Annotated in this window: 21 protein-coding genes; 3 read left to right on the forward strand and 18 right to left on the reverse strand. The window is 40.9% G+C overall.

The features are described from left to right. Positions 1-49: 49 nt before the first annotated feature. The 12 genes from PSR9079_RS11310 to rppH all read right to left on the reverse strand — a co-directional run bounded on the left by PSR9079_RS11310 (position 50) and on the right by rppH (position 12918). The gene (locus PSR9079_RS11310; protein WP_149981650.1) at positions 50-715 is read right to left on the reverse strand and encodes an SPOR domain-containing protein; all 666 of its coding nucleotides are present in this window, start codon (positions 713-715) and stop codon (positions 50-52) included. 10 nt (positions 716-725) lie between these two features. Then, complete coding sequence (locus tag PSR9079_RS11315; protein ID WP_149981652.1) at positions 726-3599, reverse strand: hypothetical protein; 2874 nt, start codon at positions 3597-3599, stop codon at positions 726-728. Positions 3600-3692: 93 nt separating this feature from the next. Next, a complete protein-coding gene (locus PSR9079_RS11320) occupies positions 3693-4505 on the reverse strand; it encodes a fimbrial biogenesis chaperone (RefSeq protein WP_149981655.1) in 813 nt (270 codons plus the stop codon). Positions 4506-4513: 8 nt separating this feature from the next. After that, complete coding sequence (locus PSR9079_RS11325; RefSeq protein WP_149981657.1) at positions 4514-4981, reverse strand: DUF4402 domain-containing protein; 468 nt, start codon at positions 4979-4981, stop codon at positions 4514-4516. 7 nt (positions 4982-4988) lie between these two features. Continuing rightward, positions 4989-5582 carry a DUF4402 domain-containing protein gene (locus tag PSR9079_RS11330; protein WP_149981659.1) on the reverse strand — a complete coding sequence of 198 codons (594 nt, stop codon included), beginning with the start codon at positions 5580-5582 and terminating at the stop codon, positions 4989-4991. Between the two features lie 120 nt (positions 5583-5702). Next, complete coding sequence (locus PSR9079_RS11335; protein ID WP_246175535.1) at positions 5703-6335, reverse strand: SPOR domain-containing protein; 633 nt, start codon at positions 6333-6335, stop codon at positions 5703-5705. A gap of 122 nt (positions 6336-6457) precedes the next feature. Further along, on the reverse strand, positions 6458-7336 hold the full coding sequence (galU, locus tag PSR9079_RS11340) for a UTP--glucose-1-phosphate uridylyltransferase GalU (RefSeq protein ID WP_149981663.1): 879 nt from the start codon (positions 7334-7336) through the stop codon (positions 6458-6460). A gap of 35 nt (positions 7337-7371) precedes the next feature. After that, on the reverse strand, positions 7372-8223 hold the full coding sequence (locus tag PSR9079_RS11345) for a thymidylate synthase (protein WP_149981666.1): 852 nt from the start codon (positions 8221-8223) through the stop codon (positions 7372-7374). Between the two features lie 14 nt (positions 8224-8237). Next, positions 8238-9041 carry a prolipoprotein diacylglyceryl transferase gene (lgt, locus tag PSR9079_RS11350; RefSeq protein WP_149981669.1) on the reverse strand — a complete coding sequence of 268 codons (804 nt, stop codon included), beginning with the start codon at positions 9039-9041 and terminating at the stop codon, positions 8238-8240. A gap of 11 nt (positions 9042-9052) precedes the next feature. After that, complete coding sequence (locus PSR9079_RS11355; RefSeq protein ID WP_149981671.1) at positions 9053-9862, reverse strand: sulfite exporter TauE/SafE family protein; 810 nt, start codon at positions 9860-9862, stop codon at positions 9053-9055. 243 nt (positions 9863-10105) lie between these two features. Next, the gene (gene ptsP, locus PSR9079_RS11360) at positions 10106-12379 is read right to left on the reverse strand and encodes a phosphoenolpyruvate--protein phosphotransferase (RefSeq protein ID WP_149981674.1); all 2274 of its coding nucleotides are present in this window, start codon (positions 12377-12379) and stop codon (positions 10106-10108) included. Positions 12380-12396: 17 nt separating this feature from the next. Then, entirely contained in the window at positions 12397-12918 is a 522-nt protein-coding gene (gene rppH, locus PSR9079_RS11365; RefSeq protein WP_145240920.1) for an RNA pyrophosphohydrolase, read from the reverse strand. Positions 12919-13345: 427 nt separating this feature from the next. Here rppH and mutH point away from each other — a divergent pair, with 427 nt between their 5' ends. After that, positions 13346-14017 carry a DNA mismatch repair endonuclease MutH gene (mutH, locus tag PSR9079_RS11370; protein ID WP_149981676.1) on the forward strand — a complete coding sequence of 224 codons (672 nt, stop codon included), beginning with the start codon at positions 13346-13348 and terminating at the stop codon, positions 14015-14017. Positions 14018-14123: 106 nt separating this feature from the next. On the opposite strand, the gene eno is transcribed toward mutH, so the two are convergent. The 5 genes from eno to rlmD form a co-directional block, all read right to left on the reverse strand. Next, positions 14124-15422, reverse strand: coding sequence for a phosphopyruvate hydratase (gene eno / locus PSR9079_RS11375; protein ID WP_145240917.1), 1299 nt, complete (start codon positions 15420-15422; stop codon positions 14124-14126). A 111-nt stretch (positions 15423-15533) separates the two neighbouring features. Continuing rightward, on the reverse strand, positions 15534-17168 hold the full coding sequence (locus PSR9079_RS11380) for a CTP synthase (protein ID WP_145240916.1): 1635 nt from the start codon (positions 17166-17168) through the stop codon (positions 15534-15536). 138 nt (positions 17169-17306) lie between these two features. Beyond that, the gene (mazG, locus tag PSR9079_RS11385; protein WP_149981678.1) at positions 17307-18119 is read right to left on the reverse strand and encodes a nucleoside triphosphate pyrophosphohydrolase; all 813 of its coding nucleotides are present in this window, start codon (positions 18117-18119) and stop codon (positions 17307-17309) included. Positions 18120-18127: 8 nt separating this feature from the next. After that, the gene (gene relA / locus PSR9079_RS11390) at positions 18128-20284 is read right to left on the reverse strand and encodes a GTP diphosphokinase (RefSeq protein WP_145240914.1); all 2157 of its coding nucleotides are present in this window, start codon (positions 20282-20284) and stop codon (positions 18128-18130) included. 8 nt (positions 20285-20292) lie between these two features. Further along, positions 20293-21618 (reverse strand): 23S rRNA (uracil(1939)-C(5))-methyltransferase RlmD, encoded by a 1326-nt coding sequence (rlmD, locus tag PSR9079_RS11395; protein WP_149981680.1) that lies wholly within the window; start codon positions 21616-21618, stop codon positions 20293-20295. A gap of 98 nt (positions 21619-21716) precedes the next feature. Here rlmD and barA point away from each other — a divergent pair, with 98 nt between their 5' ends. Next, positions 21717-24482, forward strand: a complete 2766-nt coding sequence (gene barA / locus PSR9079_RS11400; RefSeq protein ID WP_149981683.1) for a two-component sensor histidine kinase BarA — start codon at positions 21717-21719, stop codon at positions 24480-24482. On the opposite strand, the gene PSR9079_RS11405 is transcribed toward barA, so the two are convergent. Next, positions 24479-25408 (reverse strand): hypothetical protein, encoded by a 930-nt coding sequence (locus PSR9079_RS11405; RefSeq protein WP_149981686.1) that lies wholly within the window; start codon positions 25406-25408, stop codon positions 24479-24481. The two genes, barA and PSR9079_RS11405, sit on opposite strands and share 4 nt — an antisense overlap. A gap of 127 nt (positions 25409-25535) precedes the next feature. On the opposite strand from PSR9079_RS11405, the gene PSR9079_RS11410 reads away from it, so the two are divergent. Then, entirely contained in the window at positions 25536-26003 is a 468-nt protein-coding gene (locus PSR9079_RS11410; RefSeq protein ID WP_145240906.1) for a YcxB family protein, read from the forward strand. Positions 26004-26016 lie beyond the last annotated feature (13 nt).

Consider the following 26016-nt stretch of genomic DNA (forward strand, 5'->3'; position numbering starts at 1 on the left):
TTGCCATCCTCACTAAACATGGCAATAACAAAGCAAGTATTATGCCTATTTATAATTTTATTGGGTTATCGGTGTAGTGAGTCACCATGCAGTTGAGCTGTTGTAGCTTTAATTTATCACAATCAGCTTGGGCGTTTTTTTGATATTGGTATGCCCCGATTTTTAAGCGGTAATAAGTCATGCCTTTTACCTGAGCAGTTTCGACATTGGTGGTAAATTTATCTGACAATAAACTCGGTACTTTTTGTTGAATTGTTTGCCAGCTTGGAGCTAATTGCGATTGTTGAGTGACCGCAATAATTTGCAGCGCAAAAAGCGCGTTGTTAGTTATGTTTGACTGTGCTGCTATAGATTGCGCAGGCCTATCTGACGGTACTTGCTGTGATGCCAAGGCAGCAGATGAATGGCTATTGTTACCTGTATTCTCGTCATCATTTGCTATCGCGGTTAACTGTGCTATCAATAAATTCAAATCACTTTCAATCAGTAATAATCGTTCAAGATCGGGTTTAATTGCTTGCCACTGTGCAGAGCTAGTTTGTAACTGTTGTAGCTCTTGTTGCGTGATCTGCACATAGGTTTCATGATTAGTTTCAGCTGTGCTGCTGGTACTTTTTTGCGCGCTATCCGTCGTACTGGTACAGCCAGATAATATAATTAAACTCATTATTAATACGGCTGATTGCATTACACTAAACGATTGTTTGATATTCATTGCTATTCCTTTAATGAAGTATTGTTCGTTGTTCAATATCACACTTCAATCTTTGTTTTATTAATGACTGACAAAGCTCCGTAAATTCAGGCTGTGCTTGCTTAGCGTATGCTAAGGCGAGTATATACTTATTTTGCTGTTGATCATGAATGTAAAACACGTCTTGCGGTTGTAATTTTAAGCGTGGGCTTATCAAGCGTAAGTATGCCTTTAACATCATTAACGATGAAAAATTCCCCGCATTCACAATAGTACCCGACACTTCTTCAAGTGATTTTAAAGTAAAATCAACCCCAACCAACACATCCCCTTTTGCTGATAAATCAACTGTTACCTGCTGGGTGTTTTTTAATGCTTTACGTTCTTTAAAGCTATCGTCAACCACAGCCCGATACTGCCCTGGCCGTAGGTCGGTAAACAAATAATAGCCATCATAAGCCGCTTGGGTGTTGGCAACTTCTTTATCATTTTGATCTAATAAGGTTATTTTTGCATAAGGCTGCACATAAGTGTGCTCCCCTTGCTGCTGATACACCACCCCTTCAATTTCGCTGGCGTTATTTAGCGGGTAATCCATGTATTCAATAAATCCTGCTCTTGGCGTGATTGAAAAGCCCTCATTGGCAGGCACAAAAAACGGATCGGGGAAGCTGTCTCTATCGAGCACAATATCTGTGGTGCGATTAGCTGGCATTGAGGTTAACAATGCAATGCCATTTTCATCGGTTATTGCTTGGCGGTAATTTTGCAGCCCTTTTACTTTTATACCAGCAACACCTTGCTCGTCAGGATCCATAATGCCGTTGTTATTTTGATCTAAAAATACCCGTAACATTAATGTGCCGGTCGTTGTTAAGCTTTGCTTGGACACAAAATAGTGATTGTTTTGTGTGTCATAACCAAGGCTGAATCGGCTATATACGCTAAGCTGCCAGTTATCTTCACTGTCGTAGTTTAGATTACTAGTGAGACTAAATTTATTGCTTTGCCAACTTAAGCCTAAATCAGCCGATTGAATATCATTAATACGAGAATCACGTAAGGTGACTTCAGCTTGCAGTTGATTGGTAATACTACGGTTAAACTCAGCCTCGTAGCTGGTGACTTCATTGATAGGAGATAATGTGTAATCAACACTAAAACGGCTATAAATACGACCCAAACGCCCTTGCAAACGTGTTGAGCCATACACTGATCCAACATTATTACTTTGTTGCCATTGTAATTGGTTGCTCAACGCTAAGCCAGCAATCGCATAATTCAAACGGTTTTGTGCTTGCTTATAGATGCCTCGGTTATCTGATGTTTGATACAATAAATTGTTTTGGTAGTTTAGCCGCCCGTAACTGTTTTGCATCAACTCGCCAGCCATATCAAACTGATAACTGTCGTATTTTTGTTTTAATTCATCGGTTCGATTCGTTGCGCTGAAAAGTAAAGATTGATCAGCAAATTGCGTGCGTGCTGTAAGCTCAAGCTCTTGTTCATGTTGATTATTTTTCTGGTAATCTAAGTTTAATAACAGGCGGCTAAATAAGCTAAGGTTAGTCCCCAGTGACATGTGTTGTAGGTCGTCATGTGTTCTTTTTTGTGCCAATGCAGCGGTATATATCGAGAAGTCGTCTGTAATACCTTGCTCGTAGCGCCCTGCTATTTGCCAGCCCGTGCTGTCATTATTGAAGGCAGTATTGCCAAGCAATTTTTTACCCTGCTCAGAGACTGATAGTTCATAAAATCCTTCACCTTGTGCTAATTGGTTACTATCAATAAAATAATATTCGCTTTTTCGCTCGACCTGCCCTTGAGGACCATAAAAAATAAGCTCGAAGTTATTCTCACCATAAAACAAATCAACATTATCAAAAATATAACGACCATCTGATAAGCTTAATTGCTGCGCAATCAATACGCCGTTACGATAAAGCTCAACGTCCCAGCCTAACTGAATCGGACCACTTAAATTAATACGGTTACTATCAAATTGTTGAGTCAGTCCGCGGTTTGAAAACTTAATACCACGACCATACTGACTGTTGTAACGGCTGCCAACTTGTGTGGCCGTTACATCACCAAACTCAACTTCACTGGCTGCTAACACTCCAAGTAATGAGCTTTGCGGGTCTTGCTTAGTAAATGTTAAACGCGAATCGCTGAGTAAATCGCCCTCGCGACCAGATAAAAAGTATTCGGCAGATAAATAAGCAAAGTCTTGTGCACCTAATAATGAGTAACTTGTTCTATTTTGATTTTTATCAGCACTGTAGTTTAATTGTAAATCAGCAACAGGTGATGAAAGCGCTTGATACGGGCTGGCTTTCCAAGGCAAGGTGGGCTTGGCATTACGATTCGAGGGGTTAAGCCTTCTACCATGGCGTTCTCGCTGTTGTTCAATTGGTAATAAGATGGCCGAACTTAACTCTATTTCTAAATCACCATAATCGACTGTAAATTGCAGCCCAAAAACCTCTTTTAACTGCGCCATTTCAATATACATGTCATCATCAATGCTAACATCAGCAGCCGTTAGTTCAAGCATACCTGCGTCAGTTATCAGTGTTGCAGGCAGGGTGCTGGCATCTAAAATGAAAGGCTGTTGATCTCGATACCAGCCTTGAGCAGAACGAGTTGCAAGATCAACTTCTATTCCAAATTGCAATATATCAGCTAGGCTACTAAGGCCAAGTTGAATACCCTGATCACTTTTTAAAGCGAACACTTCGCCTAAGTAGTAATCATTTAAAGACAACGAAAATAATAAAAACTCACCGCTTGCGATCCGCGGTTGGTTTGACGTAACAGGGCTGTTAACGTTAGGCTGAGAAGCTGTTGGTAAGTCGGTTAATTTAGCTTCAATCTTGCGAAGTGTTTTTAATGCATCATTCACAGTTACGTTATTAGTCGCGAATGCATTGTTACTAAGGCATAAACTTAGCCATAGTGTGATGCACTTTAGCCCTGTATTCTTGGTCATGAAGAGTTAAAGTTGCAGCATTTTTGGACTAATCGCTAAAGCATACTCGGCAAAATTTATGTCTTGATATTCATCTGCACCGATATATTTAAAAATAACAGTACCAGGCTTATCTAGGGTTTTATCACTAAATAAACTCAACATTACCTCGGCATTTTTTACATCCGAGTAAATACTTAAATTGCCAATTTCAGCGATAGCTTCCAGCTTAGCATTAGCATTTTGTTGATAAAACGCGGTTAATTTACCATAACTGCTAAAGTGAGTTTCACGATTGAGTTTTAATTTAAATTGTAGTCGTTGGTTGCCCTGGTTTTTAATCACTTGCGCTTGCTCAATGAATACTTTTGGTACTTCAGCATGTTCACGAAGGATGACTGGAATACTGTAGCTCATGATCATATTAATTTTTATTGAACTCGTACTATTTGGGTTTTCATTTGGCAACGCCTGAAATAATAAATGCGAACGATATTCACCATTTGCTAACTGTTTTGGTTTTCGAATTGCAATTTTAACGGTTTGCTTTTCACCAGGCGCCAAACGCATTTGCTTTGGTGATAAGCGCGTCATCGGGCTTAAACTTGTCGCCGTCGGCTCAAGTAAGGTTACATACCCTCCGGTTGATGTGGATTGCTTTTCGCTCCAATGCACTCGGTAAGTTTTGTACTCGTCACTGGTGTTGATCACTGTGACCTTTGCAGTACGTTGACGCTCATCAAAACTAATACGAGTAGGAGAAATAAGTAAATTCGCCATTACCGCCTGGCTAAAAAAACAAAAGCTTAAAAGCAGTATCACGGTTAATTTATTAAACATTTAAATCCTTAATAATCCACTGAAATTTCTAAGTTTGTGGTTGTTGAATAGTCGCCGTCAACATATTGTTTGCTGCTTGTATTTATTTCTAATTTACCACCAATAAATACATGCACTTCGCTAAACTCATCGCTTGTTGCGTCTTTAGGAAAGCCATTTAAGGTCACTCTAAAGTCGGCACTACTACTTCCTTTAGTATTGTGTTGCATAGTTGCAGGAGCCACTAAATTCATAGAGACTCGAGTGCCAGGGGGGATGTCAGTGAGTATCAGCTCAGCTGGGCGACCTTCTTTAAGGATATAGATTTCGCCAGAAGTGCTAATCGAACCATCATCCTTGATAATTACAGAACCTATTTGATCACTTTTAAGAATAACTAAGGTGCCAAAATCAAGCGCTTGTTGCTCTATACTCGCGGCTCTTGTTGACTGTGAATACAGTATTGAAAGCATCGCAAATAACAAGAAAAAACGCATGATTAAATTAATAAGCAACTTCTAATTGAAAAGTGCCTGTGTACTCAGTATCTCGGTACGCTTCGCTAGAAGTTGTTGATGCTGTAGAAAGAGTTGCACCAATATTAAACGATACACTGCCATCACCGTCAGCAGTTAAATTAGGCGTCACTGATGAATAATAAGCGTTTGCATTTGGACCGCTAGTGATAAAGTATGTCCAAGTACCAACCGTAAAGTTTGGCTCATTCAAACCTTGGCCATTAGAGCTCAGGGTTGTTGCTGTTGGGTTAGTAATTGATAAACGAGCATTTGGCACAACTTCCGATACTGTAAAAGATGCAGGCGAACCTTGCTCTATTATTGAAATAATAGCAGGTACGTTATCAGTTCTAGACGATACAGGACTTGCTGTAGGCTCAGGGTTGATAACCAATGTAGCTTGGTTAACACCGTCTGGATCTGCAACCGCTCGAATTGTACCAAAATCTAAGTCAGGTCCTTTTGTCAATACAACTGTATTTTGTACTTTAACTTTCGCATCAAAGCTTTCAGTTGTAGCATAAGTCGCGAATGAGCTTGCTGTAACTGCTGCTGCCAGAAGAGTTGAAAATAATTTCATATTAAATCCTTATAAGAGATGGGACATTACCCTATGTTGCCCCTATCTTAGATATTATCGACACTCAGAACAATTACTTTAAGCTTAATTACTGAAAAATCAGATAAATAGCTTATTTAATTACAAAGGCTGACCAACAAATGGGGCACTCAGGCATTTTTGGCCTAAATTTTGTGCTAATGAACAAAATAGATTGGCCTCGGTATAATTTTGAAATGGCCCAACTCGTAACCCATACAAGGTAACGCCTTTATTGTGACGCTCTGTCATTACAAAATCTAATTGGCTAAATGCCTGCGGATATTGTTGCTGCAACCTTGCTATTTGCGTTCTCACTCTCTGTGGTTTTAAATATAGCCCAAGTTGGGCTCCTGGCAGTGAGTTGCCATACAGTGGCAGAGGGCGGTTTTCGATAGTTTTTGAGGAGTTAGCAGTATCAGGAGTCTGTATTTTTTCAGCATAATGAGCCACCGTAACATTATCTTCGCGAAGCACCGCTGGGTTTTCTGCAATATCAGTTTGAGAGGAAAGTGCCATTATTAATAGTTGCAAGTCTTCCTCCATCGCAGCTAAACGAGTAATACTCTCTTGTTGCGAGTGCCATTGCTGAACATACTCTTTAACTTGTTGATCAGAAATTAATGCAGGCTGCTGTTCCACCGGGTTAGCATTAATACTACTGCACCCACTAAGCCAGACAGTTGCTGTAACCAACACTGTGGTATACCAAGCTTGCTTTTTAAAACACATCATCTGTTAGCATCACAAAATAAATAATGCCATATTATAAGCAAAGTCAGTGCCAGTTTCAGGATTTTTAAGCAATAAAAAAGTGCCACTAAGGCACTTTTATAAGTTAGGCTCAATAAATGAGCTTAAACTAAGGTTTTAATAAACGATTTAAGCTCATCTTTAAATTCATCACGACGCAGTGCAAATTCAATAGTGGCTTTTAAATAGCCCAACTTACTACCGCAATCATGACTACGCCCTTTTATCGCATAAGCAGCAACAGATTCTTTTTCCATTAGCATCGCAATTGCATCTGTTAACTGAATTTCGTCGCAGGCGCCTGCGGGAGTTTTTGCAAGTAATGGCCAAATATTTTTACTTAGCACATAACGACCTACCACAGCCAAATTTGATGGTGCGCTATGCACAGGAGGTTTTTCAACCATATTAAGGATCGCTGCGCTTTGCCCTTGTTCAAGCTTTACGTCGCCTAAATCGACCACACCAAACTTATCAACATCCTGCATAGGCACAGGCTCAACCATAATTTGGCTTTCGCCGTTTGTATTAAAGCGAGTAATCATTTCAGCTAAATTATCTTTTTTAAGATTACTTTCAACATCATCTATGATCACATCAGGTAAAATAACCACAAACGGTTCGTTACCAATAATTGGCGCTGCACAGTTGATTGCGTGCCCTAAGCCTTTTGCTTCACCTTGGCGAACGTGAATAATTGTCACATCTTTAGGGCAAATAGCTTGTACTTCAGCAAGTAACTGACGCTTTACCCGCTTCTCTAGCGTTGCTTCTAGCTCAAAACTGGTATCAAAATGGTTTTCAATCGAGTTTTTACTCGAGTGAGTCACTAATACAATTTCTTTAATACCCGCAGCAACCGCTTCATTAACTACATATTGAATCAAGGGTTTATCTACAACAGGTAACATCTCTTTTGGAATAGCTTTAGTAGCTGGCAACATACGGGTGCCAAGTCCTGCGACTGGGATCACTGCTTTCATTATTCTCTCCTTAAAACTATGATGCTTATTAATTGTTACACTGAAAACGGGTATTTAATTGCTTCATGGCATTGATAGCCATTTACCTCAAAGTCATCACGGGTGACCCACGTTTCGATATCTTCGAGTGATTTAATATTTGGATTAATCGTCAACGTCGGTGATGCAAATGGCTCACGCTGTAACTGCACATCACGCATTAATTCCAGTTGGTTCTCATAAATATGGGCATTAACGATTTTATGGTATGCCTTACCTGCTTTGTGGCCAGTGATCTGCGCGACCAGTGCAAGCAATACAAAACATTGAATTTGATTGAAATTCAAACCAAGTGGCACATCACAACTGCGCTGATACGAGGTTAAATAAAGCGTATCGCCAAGAAGCGAAAAAGTATGCGTGTGCATACATGGGCGCAAACACCCTAACTCAAACTCACCCGGATTATAAAAAGTGATGATCTCGCCTCTGTCATCCACACCATTTTTAAGATTATCAATGACCTTTTTTAGCTGATCTAACGGTGTGCCATCAGGGCGTCGCCAATTACGAGCTTGTACGCCATATACACGGCCCATGTCATCCTCACCTTGGCGGTTCGGATTACTTAACCATGCTTGGTTTTCATTAGCGTTAGCATCCCAAGTCATACAACCTATGTCGCGAAATTGCGCAGCACTGCTATAACCACGTAAATAACCCAACAGCTCTGCGATTGCCGCTTTGTAATAACTTTTTCGGGTGGTGATCATTGGGAACTTGTTGTTCGCAACGTCGTATTCAAGCTCCGCATTAATGACTGTTAAACAACGCGTTCCCGTACGTTTATTCTCAACCCAGATACCTTCATCAACAATGCGCTGACATAACTCTAAATATTGTTTCATTATTCGCTTCTTTTTTATGCTTTACTGGCAACAGCAGGCTGTGGCTTTTTGTATGCCCATATTATCAAACCAAGACCAGCAATGACCATTGGCAATGACAATATTTGACCCATTGATATAAAATCAGCAAACAATCCTAGTTGTGCATCTGGTTCGCGCACATATTCAACGCAGAATCTAAATACCCCATAGCATAGTAAAAATAATCCGCCGACACTACCCGCTGGACGTGGCTTTTTAGTAAACACATACAAAATAATAAACAGCACGAAGCCTTCTAAAAAGGCTTCATACAACTGTGAAGGATGACGCGCCAATGGCCCACCATTTGGGAATACCATAGCCCAAGGCACATCGGTAGTTCTGCCCCATAATTCTCCGTTAATAAAGTTACCAATACGTCCAGCTAAAAGGCCAACAGGCACTAGCGGTGCAACAAAATCACCCACTGCAAGTAACTGTTTTTTACGTGTCCAGGCAAACACACAAATAGCGGTTATCACCCCTAAAGTGCCACCGTGGAAAGACATACCACCTTGATCGATTCTAAATAAATACAGTGGATTTTCTAAAAAATAACTAAATTGATAAAACAGTACATAGCCAATCCGACCACCCAGAATAACCCCTAACATACCGTAGAACAGTAAATCACTGACCTCTTCTTTCGTCCAACCCGAGCCTGGTTTGGTTGCTTGCCTATTTGCCCACCACATCGCAAAAGCAAAACCAATTAAATACATTAAACCGTACCAACGTACGCTAAGAGGACCGACAGTGAAAATGATCGGATCGATCTCTGGAAATTCAAGAGCCATAAAATTAAACCTTAACTAAAAACCATTTGAAGCGCGATGATAATCAGTAACACCGCGAACACTTTTTTTATCGTTGAAACGGGTAAATAATGCGTTGCTTTGGCTCCTATTGGTGCCATAAACCACGAGGTTATTACTATACCTAATAATGCCGGTAAATACACAAAACCTGCAAAGCCATGTTGTAAATCGGTTACTTGCCAACCGGCGCTGATATATCCCACAGAGCCAAATAGCGCAATCACAATGCCACATGCTGCCGCGCAGCCTATAGCTTTTTTAATATCAACTGAAAAATAATGCAGTAGCGGCACAATTAATGCGCCGCCACCAATGCCTATTAAACCAGAAAGTCCGCCCATTATGGCGCTAACGGCTCCAATAATAGGACCGCTTGGCATAGGTTTAGTTGCTACAGGCTTATTACGAGCAGACAACACCATACGAGCAGCAATAAACACCACACTAACAGCAAATACAATACGTAATAACTGTTCTGGAATTAAGCTCGCGGCAAAACCACTGATCAGAGCACCAAGTCCAACGCCAGACATAACCCAAGGCGCAATTTCCCATGGCACATTTTGATTTTTATGGTGTGCTAATGCAGATGACGTTGAAGTGAATAAAATAGAGGCAAGCGAGGTAGCAATAGCAATAACCAGTACATGATCAACCGCAACAACATTAAAATGCACTAATAATGAACTCAGTACTGGCACAATAATCAACCCACCGCCAATGCCTAATAACCCAGCTAAAAATCCAACCACACAACCTAATAACGCGCAGCTGATAATCAGGATGACTAAATCATGCATCGTATACTCTTATAAATTGGATTTATTATATGCATATACTAATCGATTATATCGAATCTTTACAGCACTCGTTTTGGTAATACCAATCGTGTTAAGTTATTAGCCATTTATAGCGACAGATAAATAGAGTGATAACAAGGCATAAATTTCGACATGTAGTTGTCCTACTTGAGAAATTTATAACGCAGTTAGCGCTTTATTTGGCACGCTAGAATGGTTAAATATTTAAGTCGATTGGTATAACTAAGAAGCCTGATTTTGGGTATAAAATAATTCACCAAGTTGATGCTCAATCATAAAATTACGCGTTAACCTAAGCACTTGTTTTGCAGTAGATTGTGCTAAACACTCCGCCAGTAATGCTTCCATATCGCTGGCTTTTAAACGTCTTAATACCCATTTAACTTTACTTAATGATGAGTAGTTCATACTCAAGCGACGATACCCCATCGCAATCAGCAGTATTGCACCTTCAGGATCGCCACCTAATTCACCACATAAACTAAAGGACATCTCATATTGCTGACACTCTTTCGCAACTTTTTGCAATACTCTTAATACCGCTGGATGATAGGGATTAAATAAATCAGCAACACGCGCATTCGAACGATCGACGGCAAGTAAGTATTGCGTCAAATCGTTACTACCTACAGAACAAAAATCTACTTTCTTAGACCATTCAGGGAGCATAAATACACTTGAAGGGACTTCTAACATTACGCCAATCTCTGGGCGTTCAATGGCTTGCTCTGGGTATTTTTCTTCCAGTTCAAAATAGGCTTGCTCTAACAATGCTAAAGATTCATCAACCTCTTCGGTACCGCTTATCATTGGCAGCATAATTTTTAAATTACCTAAACCAATGTTTGCTTTAACCATGGCTTTGAGCTGGTCTAAAAAGATCTCTGGGTGGTCCAATGTGACACGAATACCCCGCCAGCCTAAAAATGGGTTTTCTTCTGTAATATCAAAGTAATCAAGTGCTTTATCACCACCAATATCAAGCGTACGCATCACTACAGGTTCTGGATGATAACTGGCTAATACTTCGCGATACCAATTCTCTTGTTCTATTTGTGATGGAAACTGGCCTTTTTGCATAAACCAGGCTTCAGTTCGGTATAAGCCAACGCCATCACAGACTTTGGTGTTAGCTTTTTCAGTATTGAGTTCCAAACCAGCATTGAGCAACAAACTAATATGCTCGCCATCTAATGTCACTGCATCGCATTCTTGCTCAGCCACAAACTTGTCGTTTAATAGACTTTCTTGGTGCTGTAATTGTAAATATTCATCTTGTAGCATTTGCGAAGGCGAAATATATAATCGCCCTGCGTATGCATCTAAAATCATTGGTTTACCATCAAACTGCAATAGCGGTAAATCTTCAATACCCCAAATTGCAGGGATCCCCATTGCACGGGTTAAAATTGACGCATGACTATTTGCCGCACCGTTAACACTTACTACGCCAACTAAATGGCCTTTAGGCACTTCTGCAAGCATGGCTGGGGTTAAAGTATTAGCGATCAGTACTGTATCTTTAGGATAACTTTTTACTGCGTGTTCAGTATTGACGAGATGATGCAGTACGCGCAGGCCGATATCTTTAACATCAACCGCACGCTCTTTGATATAGGGATCCTGCATGGCATTGAATTGCGAAATCAATCGTTCGATCACAATTTTCAATGCACTTTTTGCACACCAGCCTTCTTGTAGTTGTGCTTCAACATTCTGCCCTAAACTTTTTGCATCCAGTAGTTGCTGATACACCTCAAACACTGCCAACGCTTCTTTAGGGATAGAATCGCTAAGAGTCATCGACAAGGTATTAAATTCTTTGCGGGTTGCAGCAACAGCTTGAGTAAATAAGCGGCGTTGCTCAGTACAGTTATCGTCTTTTTTTAATTCTATCGATTTAAAGTCAAGTTTCGGCAGAATAACAAACGCCTGCCCTATCGCAATTCCTGGCGCACTAGAAACCCCTTTTAGCACCGAGGTCTGATGAGAAAACTCATCTTGGCGTAGAACTTCTTTGATTTCTGCATGAGCTAATTGCGACGCTAGTTGCGCAGATAACGTAATTAAAAAGGACTCTTCATCTTGACTAAATACACGGGCAATTTTCTGTTGTACAACAATAACGCCCAGCACTTTTTTTTGATGAACTACAGGCACAGACAAAAATGCGTTGAAGCCTTCTTCATTCACTTCAGGAGAGAGTTTAAAACGGGGGTGAGACTTGGCAAAGGCAATATTAATAGGTTCTTCTCGTTGTGCTACTAAGCCAACTAAACCTTCGGTAAAACCGATTCTAAACTTACCCACGGCTGCGGGATTAAGCCCTCTGGTTGCCATTAATACAAAATTATCTTGACTGTAATCAGCAAAATAAATGGAGCAGCACTCAGTTTTCATGGCATCTTTCACCATTTCAACAAAACATGCTAGCGCACTATCCAAACTCGCTTGTTGCGAAACGGACTCTGCAATAGCTCTGAGTGTAGCCAGCATAATACTGCTCCTTTATATTATTTACCTTTATGGCGCCACGTATCTTTGGACTGTTCACGTTTATTAAAAGGCATCGCAAAGGGTGCGAATTCTTTCATAACACGGCGATAAACATCGCGCTTAAACGATACAACTTGCCTTACCGGATACCAATAACTTACCCACCGCCAATCATCAAATTCCGGATGATGTGTTTTTAGTAAGTTGACGTCTTCGTCTTTACAACGCAGTTTCAATAAAAACCATTTTTGCTTTTGCCCAATACACACCGGACTGGAGTCTCGGCGGATCAAACGCTTGGGCAATTTATAACGTAACCAATGTTTTGAACTTGCGACAATTTCTACATCTTCAGGGCGCAAGCCGACTTCTTCGTGTAATTCACGAAACATGGTCTGCTCTGCTGTTTCGCCACTATCAACACCACCTTGAGGAAACTGCCAAGAATGCTGACCATAACGTCTGGCCCAAAAGACCTGTCCCTGATTATTGCAAATTACAATTCCGACATTGGCACGAAAACCTTCGGCATCAATCACCTTAGTGCCTCATTTGTAAGTCGATTTTTAATGATTGTTCCACATTACCTGCAATACGGCAAACAATATTCAGAGTTTTACGCATCTTACTCACAGCTTGTGCATAACTTTAGTTTATACAGCTCATTTTGCAAACAAATCCACAATAACAGATCCAATAACTTGCCTTTTCCACAGTTTCTGTGGATAACATTGTTCATAGTTATGTATTTATCCCAACAAGTTTTCAACACAGCTTAAAGGCTTTGCAAATTAAACAGTTAAAAACCATTAAATTCAATACATTAAGCTTAAAGTCAGCAAGTTTCACCTTGTCTAAAAACGCAGCGAACTATCGCTGGACAAAAAACACCCAAACGCAAAGATATCCACGGTTAAACTCTTTTGCTATCATGAGTCGTGAATTTATACAACCAAATAACTCGCTATGAAACCGATAAAACCACATTCAATCAATGAATTAATGCAACGTGTTAGCAACATTGCAGGACTGACATTAGGCCAATTAGCAAGTCATTATCAGTTTAAAACACCTGAGCATTTATTAAAGGAGAAAGGCTGGACGGGGCAATTGATTGAATATGCATTAGGTGCTACAGCAGGTTCCAAACCTACCCCTGATTTTGAAGAGCTCGGGATTGAACTTAAAACGCTACCAATCTCATATAAAGGCAAACCATTAGAGACCACTTTTGTGTCTGTGACACCGTTATTGAATGTCACAGGTATGACATGGCAGCAAAGTAATGTGCGTAAAAAACTCAATCATGTCTTGTGGCTACCCATACTAGGCGAGCGCGACATTGTGCCATTTGATAGAACCATTGGTAGTGGCTTTTTATGGCAACCCTCAGCAGAGCAAGATGCGCAGTTACAGCGAGACTGGGAAGAACAAATGGAGCTGATAGCACTTGGACGTGTTGATGAGATCTCAGGGCATTTAGGGGATGCGATGCAAATTCGCCCAAAAGCAGCTAATAGCAGAATAGTAACCGATGCTATCGGTCCAAACGGGCAAATTATTAAAACCCTACCCCGAGGTTTTTATTTAAAAACCAGCTTTACAGGGCAGATTTTGAAGCAGCAATTTCAGCTTTAACGCCTAAAAATGCGCGAGATAAACTCGCGCCTACAAGGCACTTAAATAAAAATCCCCGCATTTGCGAGGATTTTTCAAAAGTTTAAATCAGCTTCTTATAAAAGAATTACTGACCTTTAACTTCTTTAAGACCATTAAAAGGTGCTTTAGCGCCTAATTGCTCTTCAATACGTAGCAATTGGTTGTACTTAGCTACACGATCAGAACGGCTCAATGAACCTGTTTTGATTTGACCAGCTGCAGTACCCACTGCTAAATCAGCAATCGTTGAATCTTCAGTTTCGCCTGAGCGATGAGAAATAACAGCAGTGAAACCAGCGTCTTTAGCCATTTTGATTGCAGCTAACGTTTCAGTTAGTGAACCAATTTGGTTAAACTTGATTAAGATTGAGTTAGCAATACCGTTGTCGATACCACGCTTTAAGATCTTAGTGTTTGTAACGAATAAATCGTCACCAACTAATTGGATCTTATCGCCAAGTAATTTTGTTTGGTGTGCAAAGCCGTCCCAATCAGACTCATCAAGGCCATCTTCGATAGACACGATTGGGTACTGTTCAGTTAGATCTTTTAAGAAGTAGTTAAACTCTTCTGACGTGAATTTTTTACCTTCGCCTTTAAGGTCGTAGATATTTGCTTCTTTGTCGTAAAACTCAGACGCAGCACAATCAAGTGCTAGAGTAATGTCTTTGCCTAACTCGTAGCCTGCATTAGCAACAGCAACTTTAATTGCTGCAAGTGCCGCTTCGTTAGAGGCAAGGTTTGGTGCAAAACCACCTTCATCACCCACTGCGGTTGAATGACCATCAGCTTTAAGTACTTTGGCAAGGCTGTGGAATATTTCTGCACCCATGCGAAGCGCTTCACGGAAGTTGGCAGCGCCAACTGGCTGGATCATGAATTCTTGAATATCAACTGAGTTATCAGCATGCTCACCACCATTGATGATGTTCATCATTGGTAACGGCATAGAATAAACACCTGGTGTACCGTTTAAGTCAGCAATGTGCTCATAAAGCTCTACTTTTTTAGATTGTGCAGCAGCTTTTGCAGTTGCTAATGACACTGCTAAGATTGCATTTGCACCTAATTTTTCTTTATTTTCGGTACCATCTAAATCTAGCATTACTTGGTCAACAGTGCTTTGCTCTAGTGCATTTTGGCCAGCTAAGGCTGTCGCGATTTCATTATTAATAAAACCAACCGCTTTTAATACACCTTTACCTAAGTAACGTGCTTTATCACCATCACGTAATTCTAGTGCTTCGCGAGTACCTGTTGATGCACCTGATGGTGCAGCAGCGCGGCCCCATGAACCGTCAGCTAAATGAACATCAGCTTCTACAGTTGGGTTACCACGCGAATCCATAATTTCGCGACCGATCACTTTTACGATATTTGACATCTTGATTCCTCTTTTCCCAAAATGGTGAGTCTACTCCGACTTTATTAATTTTCCTTAATGCCGTCGGCTTTAAAAACAAATAAGCCGTGCATAGTGCACGGCTTATTCACATTATGATGACGCTTTTTGATGAATATGCGCAGCGGCAACAAACCCTTCAAATAGCGGATGACCATCACGCGGTGTTGAGGTGAATTCCGGGTGGAATTGAGCCGCAATAAACCACGGGTGATCTTTATTCTCGATGATTTCAACTAGCTTTTTATCTTCCGATAAACCTGTGAAACTCAAGCCAGCTTTTTCAAGCTGTTCAACAAAATTATTGTTTACTTCGTAACGATGACGATGACGTTCAACAATCTCATCACTACCATATACTTCACGTACTTTTGAGCCTGGTGTTAAATGACATTTTTGTGCGCCTAAACGCATAGTGCCACCTAAATCAGATTTTTCGCTACGTGTTTCAATATTGCCTTCAGCATCTAACCATTCTGTGATCAAACCAACCACAGGGCTTGACGAGTTAGCATTAAACTCGGTTGAGTTTGCATCTAATAAGCCTGCAACATTACGTGCATACTCAATTAGCGCAACTTGCATACCTAAACAGATACCAAGGTAAGGTACTTTATTTTCACGGGCATATTTTGCCGCTAAAATTTTACCTTCAACACCGCGACCACCAAAACCACCAGGAACTAAAATAGCATCAAGGTTAGCTAGTAACTCAGTACCTTTACTTTCAACATCTTGTGAATCAACATATTGAATGTTTACTGTTAAACGATTTTTAAGACCTGCATGTTTAAGTGCTTCGTTTACAGATTTATAGGCATCAGGTAGTTCAATGTATTTACCAACCATACCGATAGTCACTTCACCCGTTGGGTTTGACTCTTGGTATAACACTTGTTCCCACTCAACTAAATCAGCTTCAGGGCAATCAAGATGGAAGCGACGACATACAAAGTTATCAAGCTCTTGCGATTTTAATAGCGCAGGAATTTTATAAATGCTGTCTACATCTGGTAATGAAATAACCGCTTTTTCTTCAACGTTAGTGAAAAGAGCAATCTTTGCACGTTCGTTATTTGGTAATTTACGATCTGAACGACAGATAAGAATATCTGGTTGAATACCAATCGAGCGTAACTCTTTAACAGAATGCTGTGTTGGTTTGGTTTTCACTTCACCCGCAGGGCCTAAGAATGGCACTAACGTTAAGTGAATAAACAATGCGCGCTCACGGCCAATCTCTGTGCCAAGCTGACGAATTGCTTCTAAGAATGGTTGTGACTCAATATCACCAACCGTTCCACCAATTTCAACGAGTGCCACATCATGGCCTTCAGCACCGTCATAAACACGTTGCTTAATATCGTTGGTAATATGTGGAATAACCTGAATTGTTGCACCAAGGTACTCACCACGACGCTCACGACGCAGCACATCTTCATATACACGACCTTGTGTGAAGTTGTTACGGCTTGTCATTTTGGTACGGATGAAACGTTCATAGTGACCTAAATCAAGATCGGTTTCAGCGCCGTCTTCGGTGACAAATACTTCACCATGTTGAATTGGGCTCATTGTGCCTGGGTCAACGTTGATATAAGGATCCAGCTTTAAAATGGTAACATTTAAACCACGGGCCTCTAAAATAGCTGCCAACGATGCTGCTGCAATACCTTTACCCAACGAGGAAACAACCCCGCCGGTAACGAAGATAAATTTTGTACTCATGCGAACCCTAGAATATCAGGAATTAAAAGGAAAAATATAGAATCAAGACGGGGCGAAATTATAGCAAAGGCACTGCCATCAATCCAGCGAAAGTTAGTAATTCTCTGCACAAAAAACGCACTCAGCGTTTCGCATTATTTACTGCTGCTTTTTTATCGCATCCCATGCGGCATCCATTTCAGCAAGGGTTGCTGTATCAAGCGATTGCCCACGCTCACATAAATAGGCTTGTACTTTTTCAAATCGCGCTGAAAACTTATCGTTGGCGCTACGTAATAATTGCTCTGGGTCACGTTTAATATGCCGTGCTACATTAACTGTAGCAAACAATAAATCGCCGATTTCTTCTGCACTGTGTGCTGAAAATGGATCAACGGCTAACGCTTCTTTTACTTCATCAACTTCTTCAGCCACTTTATCTAATGCACCATGATAACTAGGCCAATCAAAACCTAATCCTGCAACCCGCTGCTGAATTTTTTTGGCTTTACTCAAACTAGGCAGATTTGCAGGTATATTTTGCCATAATGTGTTGCTCTGCGGTTCAGCTTTTGCTGCCCGCTCCTGTGCTTTTATAGTTTGCCACTGCTCACTGAGTTGTTGTTCAGTCAGCCCTTGCTGATCGGCAAATACATGTGGATGGCGACGCACTAACTTATTATTCAGCCCAGCCATTACATCATTAAAATCAAATAACCCTTGCTCTTGTGCCAATTGCGCATAAAAAATCACTTGAAAGAGTAAATCACCCAGTTCATTTTTAAGCTCACCGAAATCACCTTTTTCAATGCAATCGGCTACCTCGTATGCTTCTTCTAAGGTATGCGGTACGATGGATGTAAAGTCTTGCTTTAAATCCCACGGGCAGCCTGTTGCTGGGTCACGTAATTTAGCCATAATGGCTAATAACTCAGTTAAGGTATTCGTCGAGGTATTAGTTGTCTGGTTCATTTACATTCCTAGTGACTACGTTTTGCTTCATGCACGCCTTCGATTTGGTCTAATTTTGATAGTAATCGATTGGTACTTGATAAATCATGTACTTCCACTTGCATGGTAAACAACGCTAATTGACGGTCATCTACGGTTTCCATATTCATATTCAGCACATTAACTTTTTCATTGGCCAGTACCGAACTAATATCACGTATAAGCCCAGCTCTGTCACTTGCTTCAATTTTAATACACAGAGCATAAGAGCCGTTAATTTCGTCTGACCAACTAACCGCAATAACACGCTCAGGATGTTGTGTTCTTAGATTATTAAAAGAATCACAATCAGTCCTATGCACACCTATGCCACGCCCTTGCGTGATATAACCGATTATTGACTCACCAGGAACTGGGCGGCAACATTTAGCCACATGGCTCATTAAACTACCAACCCCATCAACCACGATACCATTTTTATCACCGCTGATTTTAGTCGGGTTCTTAAAGCGGATGACGGGCTCGTCATCAGAGCGATCCGTGATAAAATTCAGCAACTGATTTAAACGCACATCGCCGGCGCCAATCGCAACCATTAAGTCATCTAACTCTTTAAAGTTATAGCGAGTAATAGCCGGCTCTAAGTTTTTGTAGGTCAGATCGAGCTTTTGCAATTCGTTATCTAGAATTTCTTTACCAGCACTGAGATTTTTATCGCGATCGAGTTGTTTAAACCAGTGGTGTATTTTCGCTCTCGCGCGGGATGATTTAATATATCCCAGTGATGGATTTAACCAATCGCGGCTAGGATTCGGTTGTTTTTGGGTTAAAATTTCAACCTGATCGCCGGTGTGTAATTGATGGGTAAAAGGCACAATTTTGCCAAATACTTTTGCACCAATACAACGATGACCGACATTTGAGTGAATATAATAAGCAAAATCCAGTGGTGTTGCGCCCAGCGGTAAATCAAAAATATCGCCACGGGGGGTAAAAATATACACCCGATCTTCGACCACTTGATTTTTTAGCTCTTCGGCTAAATCGCTGCCATCAACCACTTCTTCTTGCCATTGCAATAATTTACGCAACCAGCTAATTTTTTGCTCATACCCAGAACCACGCCCAGGTAACGCCCCTTCTTTATACATCCAGTGCGCAGCGACTCCGAGCTCAGCATCTTGGTGCATCGCGTGGGTACGAATTTGGATTTCAACCGTTTTGCCTTCTGGGCCAAATACTACGGTATGAATAGATTGATAACCATTTTGTTTAGGGGTGGCAATATAATCATCAAATTCTTTATTTAGATGGCGCCAATTGGTGTGTACGATCCCCAGCGCACCGTAACAATCTTGCAATTCATCCACCACAATACGCATGGCGCGAATATCAAATAACTGGTCAAACTCGTAATTCTTTTGCGCCATTTTTTTGTAAATACTGTAGATATGTTTTGGCCGACCATATACCTCGCCTTTAATACCTGCTTGAGCCAGTTTAGTTTTAACTTGCTCAACCATATCTACCATATAAGCTTCGCGACCTAGGCGCTTATCATCCAATTGCTTGGCAATATTTTTATACACATCAGGGTGCAAATAGCGAAACGATAGATCTTCCAGCTCCCACTTTAATTGCCCAATCCCTAACCGGTTAGCAAGTGGCGCAAAGATATCAGCGGTTTCTTTTGCAGCAATCACCCGCTCTTCTTCGTTGGCGTTTTTAACCTCTCGTAAATGACATACCTGCTCAGCAAGTTTAATAACCACAGCGCGCACATCTTCAACCATCGCCAATAACATACGGCGTATATTATCAACTTGAACGGTGCCAGTACCTTGATGAGCCAAAGTGCTAATAGTAGCCATTTGTGCAACACCCGTTAGCAGAGTTGCCACATGGCTCCCCATCACATCGCTTACTGTATCGATGTCGATTAGATTAGCCAAAAAACTCGGCGTAATATATGCGGTAGCGAGGGTGTCTGCATCGAGATTCATTTCCACCAAAATTTCGACCATTTCCATGGCAATATTTTGTTGCTGATGATTATGCAGTTCAGCGCAAAGGGTATTAGCTTTACTTAATAGTTCGCGCTTTTCTTGCGTTAAGTTAAGTAAACCAAGTCGTGTGCTAAAATCACCCGGTTTGTCGTGTTGGTGTGATTGCCGAGTAGCTACCATAATGCGCTCTACCTCCGTTGAAATAACGCCATCGTTTCGATATGCCCCGTGTGTGGAAACATATTCATTAGCCCTATTTTTTCAAGTGAAAATGCAGCTTGCGTAATAATTGCGCTGTCACGGGCTAAAGTCACAGGGTCGCAAGATACATATAAAATCGTTTTAAATTGCTTCAGAGGCAGTTGCTCTAAAATAGCTAAGGCACCGGTACGTGAAGGGTCCAGTACTAATACATTCAACTCTTTACTAAACCACGGAGCTTGCTGCATTGTTTGCGTTAAATCAAAACAATGAAAATGAGCATTGGCTATATGGTTAGTTTGCGCATTTTGCGCCGCCATTGCAACCGCAGAAGCCACTCCTTCAACACCAATTACACTTTTTGCGTTGTTTGCCAGCGCTAAAGCGAAGTTACCAATCCCACAAAATAGGTCTAGTACCTGTTCGTGCCCTTTTAAATTCAGCCAGTCAACCGCTTGAGAAAGCATCGCTTGATTTACCTGCGCATTGACTTGAATAAAGTTTTCCAGCCCAAACGTAAATTTTAGTCCAAGCTCAGGTAAGCTATAAAAAGGCATAGGTAAATGGCTGTGGTTAATTTGCTGAGTATCTCCTTGCCATATTATTTGCCACTGATGATCAAGCCCCTGCTGTTCAATAGTTGCTTTTAGCTTATCACTGATGCTTTTAGTGTGGCGGATCACCACAAAATTTTGCTCATCTGCTTGGCATAATTGTATATGGCTAACACTGCGAAGTTCGCCATATTGGTTCAATAACTGATCAAAAACAGTAAAAATTGCGGCAAAATCGTCACTCAGTACTGCACACTGCTGCACACTGACAATTTGTTTAGAACCTTGCGCGCGATAACCAACCCGCATTTTTTTTGCGGTTTTATCAAACATCACCGCTAACCGCGCACTGCGACGGTAGTGTGTCGGCTCACTCAATAACGGGGCTTGCCAGTTCATTGCGTCAAGCTTGGCAAACTTTGAAAACAGCTGGCTCACCGCCACTTGCTTTTCAACTAATTGTTGGTCAAGTCGCAAATGCTGTAATTGGCAACCACCACATTGTTGATAATGTTCGCAAAACGGTTTAACCCGTGCTTCACTGGCCTGCTCAACTTTTATCGTTTTAGCCGCGCTATAACGAGCTTTATCTTCGGTTAGTTTGGCCTTAACCGTTTCACCTGTCAGTGCACCGCTAACAAAGCACACTTTATTATTATGCTTGGCAATCCCCCGACCTTGATGATCCATTCCTGAAATGGCTAATGTTAACGACTGCCCAGAAAGGGTTTTCTTTTTTGCTTGGAAAAACTGCGCCATCGGGCAACACCTTAAATATTGATTCTACGAGGGTGATTGATTACTAGCTTATAAGTATATACTCTTTAACTAACTAATAATGATAACAACGTTCACTTATGACTAAACTTGGTTTGCGCGACTCAGTTTTAACGCTAACACTTATTCCCACAGTGATTATCGGATTACTACTTGGCGGCTATTTTACAATAAATCGTTACATTGAGCTTGATGAAATTTTATATCAGCAAGGTGCGACTATCTCCGAGCCCCTGTCGATTGCCATTGAACAGCCATTATTAGCAAAAAATAAACAGCTACTAAACCGTTTGATCAGCCATGCGCATAATAAACACTCTCCAGCAATTAAAACCATCGCCATTTTTGACGAGCATAATGAACTGGTATTAACCAGTAACTATCACCGTGACTTTGATGATCTACTGCACAGTGAGTACTTGCAAGCAGGAAAAAACACCAAAGTAGTGCCCAGCGACCACTTAATTACATTTTTTACGCCGATCATCAACCACTCAACGCCAGACGCACAGTGGAATAATGCAACGTTTCAAACATCCCTTGGCACTGTGGTTATTCAGCTCAACAAAGACCAAGCGATTATTGGTCAGCAACAGGCATTACTAGTCAGCGGTATTGTCATTATTTTAGCCTTAGTGTTGGCGGCTATTTTAGCCATCAGGCTTAGCCATATGTTTATGACCCCATTAAATAAGTTAGTACTGGCTACCGACAAATTAATCGAAGGGAAAAGAGAAACCGGCCTAACCGCTCCGATGATGGGCGAGTTTGAATTATTACGCCAAGGGCTAAACACCATTTCTGATACTATGGTGATGCAAAAAGATGAAATGCAAAAGCACATCGATCAGGCGACCAGTGACTTGCGCGAGTCGTTAGAATTATACGAAACACAGAATATTCAGCTCAGTATTGCTAAAACCGATGCCCAAGACGCCAACCGCGTAAAGTCGGACTTTTTAGCGAAAATGAGTCACGAACTACGCACACCACTCAATGGTGTAATTGGCTTTACTCGTCAATTACATAAAACACCGCTTAATAAACACCAAAAAGATTACCTCGATACCATCGAACTCTCAGCCAATAGTTTAATGACTATCATCAGCGATATTTTAGATTTTTCGAAGCTTGAAGCAGGCGCCATGGAACTTGAGTCCATTCAATTTCAACTACGTGACACAATAAACGAAGTACTTACGCTACTGGCCCCCAGTGCGCATGAAAAACAATTAGAGCTATCGATTTATATCAACTCACTGGTGCCTGATAACATTACTGGTGATCCGACCCGCTTTAAACAAATTCTGATCAACTTGATTAGTAATGCAATTAAGTTTACTGAAAAAGGCTCAATTAAAATTGATGTTGGCCATCGTTTACTTGATGAAGAACGGACCTCAGTGTTAGTGTCGGTAACCGATACAGGCGTTGGCATTCCAATGGATAAACAAGATGCCTTGTTCACTCCTTTTGGACAAGCTGATTCAAGCATTACCCGTAAATTTGGTGGCACAGGCCTTGGCTTAATTATTACCAAGCACATAGTTGAAACCATGGGTGGCCGCATTACCTTAAACTCAGCACCTGGTAACGGCACCTGCTTTACTTTTAATGGTGTATTTAGGCTTCCAAGCCATATTTATAACAGCGACTTACCAAGTAGATCTCTTGCAAATAAACGTATTTTATACCTAGAACCGCATGAACATACCCATAATGCGGTGCTCTCTTTACTCACCGAGTGGCAAACAAGGGTTACTGCGTGCTTTGACCAAGAAACCTTTTTACAAGAGTTAAACAAAGAGTTTAATTACGATATTTGTATTATTGGTCATGTTGCCGCTGTTGACGAAATGCAACGCTTAAAAAGCTATATCAAAGCAGTCCGTGAATCGACTGACTACCTGTATTTAATGCTTAATTCGGTATCGCATAATATGCGCGAAGCATATATTGGCTGTGGTGCAGATGCGTGTTTAAGTAAACCGCTGAACCACCGCAAGCTCTGTGAAGTGCTTGCAGCACCTTATCGACTCGATCATCCCGTACACAATATTGAAGAAAATGACGAAAAGTTATTACCGCTAAAAGTATTAGTCGTTGATGATAATGATGCCAATTTAAAGTTACTTTGTACTTTATTAGAAGAGCAAATTGAAACTATCGATACCGCTCATAATGGCTCACAAGCCTATAGTTTGAGCAAAAGCCATAAATACGACATTATTTTTATGGATATTCAAATGCCCATTATGGACGGTATTACCGCCTGTAAACTGATCCTAGAATCATCCTTAAACGAAGATACCCCTATTATTGCAGTCACAGCACACGCCTTAGCAGGCGAGAAAGAGCAACTTATTACCGATGGCTTTAAAGGGTATTTAACTAAACCTATTGATGAAGATATGCTGAAACAAATTATCAGTGATCATAGTCCACAATCACCGCTGCGACGAGACAAAAGCCGCAATGAGCTAGTTGCTATTGAGCCTCCTTTTGTAAGCTCTTCACTGGATTGGCCATTAGCACTGCAACGTGCCGGCGGTAAAAACGAACTGGCGCTTGAAATGCTTAATATGTTGTTACTCAGTGTGCCAGAAACCCTGCGACTACTTGAAGAAGCAACCGCCAGCCAAGATTGCGAACATGTGCTAAGTATTATTCATAAATTTCACGGTGCTTGTTGTTACACAGGCGTACCCAAGCTCAAAGCACTCGCTGAAGCACTGGAAACCGCGTTAAAAGGCGATTGTGATTTAAGTTATATTGAGCCTGAGCTTTTTGAGCTGCAAGACGAACTTGAAAACCTGATGACCGATGCCGGCTTAGCCGAACATTAACGGCAGATCTGCTTAAGTGATTTACCACTTTTTAAGCTACTGATCTGCCAAGTTACATCTGTATCTTGTTGCACCAGACTTACTTTGGCAATGTCACTAAACATAAAATCACCGGGTACATTAAGTCGCGTTAAATTTTGTGATAATGGTTGCTGACAATAAGGGCCTGTATCACCGTGGATCACTAATACCGGCTTTTTTACTGTGTTTGCAAATTCCGCCAAAGCATCACGATACACTTTAAAACCATCACACTGTTCTGGCTGAGTTTTACTGCATGCCGGTTGTGCTGTTTGATGGGTGTAAATATCTGCCTGAAAAGCAATCACATAACCTTTGGCTGCTGGGTTTGCTTGCGCTAACCAGTTAAGGTTGTTGCCGTCTCTTGTATCAGCTTGTTGATAAGCAAGTTGTTTATCACTTTTTAGCACCTCTCGACGGCCATTGTGGGTGCCTGCAATATGCAGCGTTATAAACTCTACATCAGCGAACCGCCAACGCGCATTTTCGTGCATGCTAGGCTGTTGCTGAAAATCAACTAAGGTATTGGCTTTTTCAAGGTATTTATCATCAAACATCAAGGTTTTTAAAAATACCAAGCGCTCTAATTCATCATAACGAGGAGTTAAATTTTTGCGGTCGCAATCAGTCCATTCATTGTCACCGGGGGTGTAAATGAATGGCTGCGTAGTTAAAGAGGTAAGTAACTGTTTATGCTTCTCAAGCAACTCATTGGTGCAAGGCTCAGAACCGGATTTCATATCGCCAACATGGATCAAAAAAGCATGCTCAGTCGTTTTTATTTTTTTACCCAAAGCCCCTGTTGGCGCTAAATTCATTTCATCAATTGGAGTATATGGCATATCCCCCATCACCAAAAACACATTACTGGACAGTGCCCAAGTCAAACCAATTAAACTAAACATCACCATCCCCTATCACGCAAATAGATCTTAAGCTCTCATAGTAACAAACAAATGAACAGTTAAAAGAACGGCTTTTTGCGACTAAGCTTGCTAAAATAACCGCACAGTAATCCTGAATTTATTAATCATGTCATTTAGCACCACTTATACATTAGATAAACCCTACTTTTACGAATGTTTTGATGAGTCTCTGCCTTACAGCGCACAAGCAAAGCCGAAATATGTTTTTTTAGTATTATTGGTTAGTTTAGGACTTACAGCTATTTATTGGTTAGAAAAACACTATTTAGGAAATTTCTTGATCATGGCCGCAGTACTTGAATGTGTTGCTTTTTATTATCGCAGGCCTTGGTGGGTAACGCGGCAAATGCTTAGTCGAGCATCAGGCTCTGAGGCAACGTTAACTATTGATGAAAGCGGTTTTAAAAGCGAAAACCCACATAAAAGCTATCAGCTAGCATGGCAAGATATTGATGAAGTAATTTTTACTGTTCGCGGTATTATTTTAAAAAGTCGTCGCGGCATGCAGTACGTTTCAAACAGTGTACTGAGTGATGAGATTATTGAATACATAAAAAAAAGAGCCACTAAATAGTGGCTCTTTCATA

This window comes from Pseudoalteromonas rhizosphaerae, from assembly GCF_902498845.1.
Taxonomy (GTDB): Bacteria; Pseudomonadota; Gammaproteobacteria; order Enterobacterales; family Alteromonadaceae; genus Pseudoalteromonas; species Pseudoalteromonas rhizosphaerae.

Excerpts from the sequence above, each read along its gene's own strand:
- PSR9079_RS11330 (WP_149981659.1), bottom strand. The coding sequence starts at position 5,582 with ATGAAATTATTTTCAACTCTTCTGGCAGCAGCAGTTACAGCAAGCTCA.
- PSR9079_RS11320 (WP_149981655.1), bottom strand. The coding sequence starts at position 4,505 with ATGTTTAATAAATTAACCGTGATACTGCTTTTAAGCTTTTGTTTTTTT.
- PSR9079_RS11380 (WP_145240916.1), bottom strand. The coding sequence starts at position 17,168 with ATGAGTACAAAATTTATCTTCGTTACCGGCGGGGTTGTTTCCTCGTTG.
- PSR9079_RS11345 (WP_149981666.1), bottom strand. The coding sequence starts at position 8,223 with ATGAAACAATATTTAGAGTTATGTCAGCGCATTGTTGATGAAGGTATC.
- PSR9079_RS11325 (WP_149981657.1), bottom strand. The coding sequence starts at position 4,981 with ATGCGTTTTTTCTTGTTATTTGCGATGCTTTCAATACTGTATTCACAG.
- lgt (WP_149981669.1), bottom strand. The coding sequence starts at position 9,041 with ATGGCTCTTGAATTTCCAGAGATCGATCCGATCATTTTCACTGTCGGT.
- galU (WP_149981663.1), bottom strand. The coding sequence starts at position 7,336 with ATGAAAGCAGTGATCCCAGTCGCAGGACTTGGCACCCGTATGTTGCCA.
- PSR9079_RS11335 (WP_246175535.1), bottom strand. The coding sequence starts at position 6,335 with ATGATGTGTTTTAAAAAGCAAGCTTGGTATACCACAGTGTTGGTTACA.
- mazG (WP_149981678.1), bottom strand. The coding sequence starts at position 18,119 with ATGAACCAGACAACTAATACCTCGACGAATACCTTAACTGAGTTATTA.
- PSR9079_RS11405 (WP_149981686.1), bottom strand. The coding sequence starts at position 25,408 with ATGTTTAGTTTAATTGGTTTGACTTGGGCACTGTCCAGTAATGTGTTT.
- PSR9079_RS11310 (WP_149981650.1), bottom strand. The coding sequence starts at position 715 with ATGAATATCAAACAATCGTTTAGTGTAATGCAATCAGCCGTATTAATA.
- PSR9079_RS11410 (WP_145240906.1), top strand. The coding sequence starts at position 25,536 with ATGTCATTTAGCACCACTTATACATTAGATAAACCCTACTTTTACGAA.
- relA (WP_145240914.1), bottom strand. The coding sequence starts at position 20,284 with ATGGTAGCTACTCGGCAATCACACCAACACGACAAACCGGGTGATTTT.
- rlmD (WP_149981680.1), bottom strand. The coding sequence starts at position 21,618 with ATGGCGCAGTTTTTCCAAGCAAAAAAGAAAACCCTTTCTGGGCAGTCG.
- barA (WP_149981683.1), top strand. The coding sequence starts at position 21,717 with ATGACTAAACTTGGTTTGCGCGACTCAGTTTTAACGCTAACACTTATT.
- ptsP (WP_149981674.1), bottom strand. The coding sequence starts at position 12,379 with ATGCTGGCTACACTCAGAGCTATTGCAGAGTCCGTTTCGCAACAAGCG.
- mutH (WP_149981676.1), top strand. The coding sequence starts at position 13,346 with ATGAAACCGATAAAACCACATTCAATCAATGAATTAATGCAACGTGTT.
- PSR9079_RS11355 (WP_149981671.1), bottom strand. The coding sequence starts at position 9,862 with ATGCATGATTTAGTCATCCTGATTATCAGCTGCGCGTTATTAGGTTGT.
- eno (WP_145240917.1), bottom strand. The coding sequence starts at position 15,422 with ATGTCAAATATCGTAAAAGTGATCGGTCGCGAAATTATGGATTCGCGT.